The 2,971-nt window shown below is 67.2% G+C and carries 1 protein-coding gene and 1 pseudogene; both read right to left on the bottom strand.

The window, feature by feature from the left end; genetic code table 11:
* On the bottom strand, positions 1-426 hold a 426-nt coding region (locus JCM9942_RS13130; RefSeq protein ID WP_083468548.1), incomplete at its 3' end, for an NUDIX hydrolase.
* 95 nt (positions 427-521) lie between these two features.
* A pseudogene (locus JCM9942_RS13125) lies at positions 522-2,886 on the bottom strand (S9 family peptidase).
* Positions 2,887-2,971 lie beyond the last annotated feature (85 nt).

Genomic DNA, 2,971 nt, shown 5'->3' with positions numbered 1-2,971 from the left:
CCCAGTCCCGGGCGGACCCGCCAGCACGGCGGCGGCCGGCAGGATATGGCGGGCGCTCAGTGGCGCCAGACGTACGCCATGCGGGGGCTGCAATGGAATCCACGCCAGCTCGGCAATCTCGGCCTGCACCTGCGGCGTACCCTCGACCCGCACCCGCCAGGCTTCACCTTGCACGCGCCGGCCGGGTTCGTTGACCGCAGTTTCCTCGAACACGCCCAGGGCCTGTGCACCGTCCGGTCGCAGCCTCACGCCCAGTTCCTCGTGCAGCTCGCGGGCCAGCGTCTGCAGCGCCTCCTCGCCGGGTTCGCGCTTGCCGCCGGGCTGGATGAAGGTGTCCGAGCCGTGCTTGCGGACCACCAGCACGCGGCCGGCGTCATCGAGGATCACCGCGGTGACGATGCGGATCGGGGAATCGGAGGGGGACACGGCGAGACTCCCTGTGCGGTGGAATTGGTGGCGGGCGCTGTTTCCAGGGCGCCGCCATCCTCGGTAAGAAGGGCGCCGTGCGGCGCCCTTGGTGCTTACTTCAGTTCCTGCTCGAACAGCTTGTAGATGCGCTTGTACTGGTCCAGCCAGGAGTCGGCGCGGGTGTAGCCGTGGCGTTCCAGCGGGTAGGGCGCGATCGACCAGGTGTCCTTGTGCAGCTCGATCAGCTTCTGGCTCATGTTGACCGAGTCCTGGAAGAACACGTTGTCATCCATCATGCCGTGCGCGATCAGCAGGTGGTCCTGCAGCCTTCGGCATATTCAATCGGCGAGGAGATGCGGTAGGCCTCCGGGTCGATGTCCGGGGTGTTGAGGATGTTGCTGGTGTAGGCGTGGTTGTACTGGTGCCAGTCGCCGACCGGACGCAGCGCGGCGCCGGCCTTGAAGGTGCCCGGAGAACGGAACAGCGCCATGTAGGTCATGAAGCCGCCATAGGAGCCGCCGTAGATGCCGGCGCGGTCGCGGTCGCCCTGCTTGGTCTCGACCAGCCAGTCCAGGCCGTCCAGGTAGTCCTCCAGCTCCGGATGGCCCATGTTGCGGTAGATGCTGTACGCCAGTTGCGGCCATAGCCCTCGCTGCCGCGGTAATCCATGTCCAGCACGATGTAGCCCTGCTGCACCAGCAGGTTGTGGAACATCTGCTCGCGGAAGTAGTTGGAATAGCGCGCATGCACGTTCTGCAGGTAGCCGGCACCGTGCACGAACATGGCGATCGGATACTGCCTGCCCGCTTCGAGCTTCTCCGGGCCGTAGTACTTGGCCCAGATATGGCCGGCGCCGTGCTTGGACGGCACCTGCACCATCTGCGGCTGCACCCATTCTCGGGCCTTGAAGGCGGCGCTGCGGGTGTCGGTGAGCGGGCGTGCTTCGCCGCCGCTGCTGGGCAGCACGGCGATCTGCGCCGGCAGGTAGGGTGCCGAATACCGCACCAGCAGCTGCCCGCCATCCGGTGACAGGCTGAAGTCTTCCACGCCGTCCAGCGCGGTCACTTCGCGCACGGCACCGCCGTTGGCGTTGACGTTGCACACTTCGTAGTCGCCGGGCCATTTCTGGTTGCACAGGAAGTAGAAGCTGCTGCCGTCGGCGCTGAGTACCGGTGCCGAGGCTTCCCAGTTGCCCGACGTGATCGCCCTGGGCTTGCCACTGCCACTTTGCGTGTACAGGTGCGAGTAGCCCGATTCCTCCGACAGCAGCCACAGCGTGCGGCCATCGGGCATCCAGCCGTAATCGTTGAAGCCCCAGTTGATCCAGCCGGCGTCTGTCAGGCGATGGCGGCTTTCCAGTTTGGTGCGGGTGGCGCTGGTGGTGGCGATCCAGCGGTCCTTGTTGTCGTTGGCGCGCAGCATGATTGCCGCCTGGCTGCCGTCGGCATTCCAGCGGATACCGCCGCCCATGAACTCGCTCATCACTTCCAGCGGACGGTTGCCCTTGAGCGGGTCCTTGCCGGCCTTCTTGCGCAGCGCGGCCAGCGGGTCGGTGGCGATGCCGGGCAGATCATCCAGTGACAGCGCCTGGACCTTGCCGGTGGCGGCGTCGGCCAGCCAGAACGCGTGCGGCTCGGGATTGTTGCGACCCACGCGGGTGCGGGTGTCTTCGGCTTCCTCATAGCCGGACTCGGTCACGTACAGCGGCATCTTGCCGCCGCGGCCTTCCTCATAACCCTTGGGCTTGGTCACCACGATCAGGTGGCGCGCATCGGGCGAGAGCACACTGTCGACGATCTCGACCTCGGCGCCGAGGAAGATCGGCGCCGGCGCGCGGGTCGGATCGGCCTGGCGCCAGCGCTCGCCCTGCTCGCGCAGTTCCTCGCGCTGGGCGCGGTCGCTGCGCAGCGTGGACAGGGTGCGCAGCTGCTGGTCGCGAAGCACATCGGCTTTGGGCGCGTCGGCCGGATTCTTCTCGGCCTTGAGCTGGGCCACCTGGCTGGTCACCCCGCTGCGCGGGTTCCAGTGGAACCAGTTGTTGCCCACTTTCCAGATCACACCGCCATCGCTGGCGAAATTGACACCACTGGCGCGTTCGTTGCTGCGGGTGATCTGGCTCAGGGTGCCGTTGCGCAGATCGCGCACGAACACATCGCCATTGCGCACGAACGCCATGCGTTGGCGGCTGCCGTCATAGACGCGGTTGGCCGCATCCAGCGTGCCGCGCTGGTCGTCCGCCACCTGCTGGGCGACGCCGCCGGCCAGCGGCAGGCGGAAGCTGTCGCGTACCGCGCTGCCCGGGCGCTTGAGCGTGTACTCCACCCGCTGCCCGTTCCATGACCACCACGCCGATTCCACCGGCGGGCCGATCCAGTCCGGGTCGGCCATGGCCTGTTCGATGGTGATCGGCGTGGGCGCGGCGTGGGCGGTGCCGAAAGCGGCCAACAACAGCAGGGACAGCGGCAGGAGTCTGGGCATTGCGGATACCGGGAAAGAAAACCGCACAAGCCTAGCAGTCCGGCCTGCGCCCGGGCTGGGCCACAGGTCATGGGCGCGGCAACCG

Origin of the sequence: Stenotrophomonas pictorum JCM 9942 (genome assembly GCF_001310775.1) — a bacterium.
GTDB classification, from domain to species: domain Bacteria; phylum Pseudomonadota; class Gammaproteobacteria; order Xanthomonadales; family Xanthomonadaceae; genus Stenotrophomonas; species Stenotrophomonas pictorum.
The sequence above is the reverse complement of the archived record's forward strand: the minus strand, read 5'-3'. Positions and strand labels throughout refer to the sequence as shown.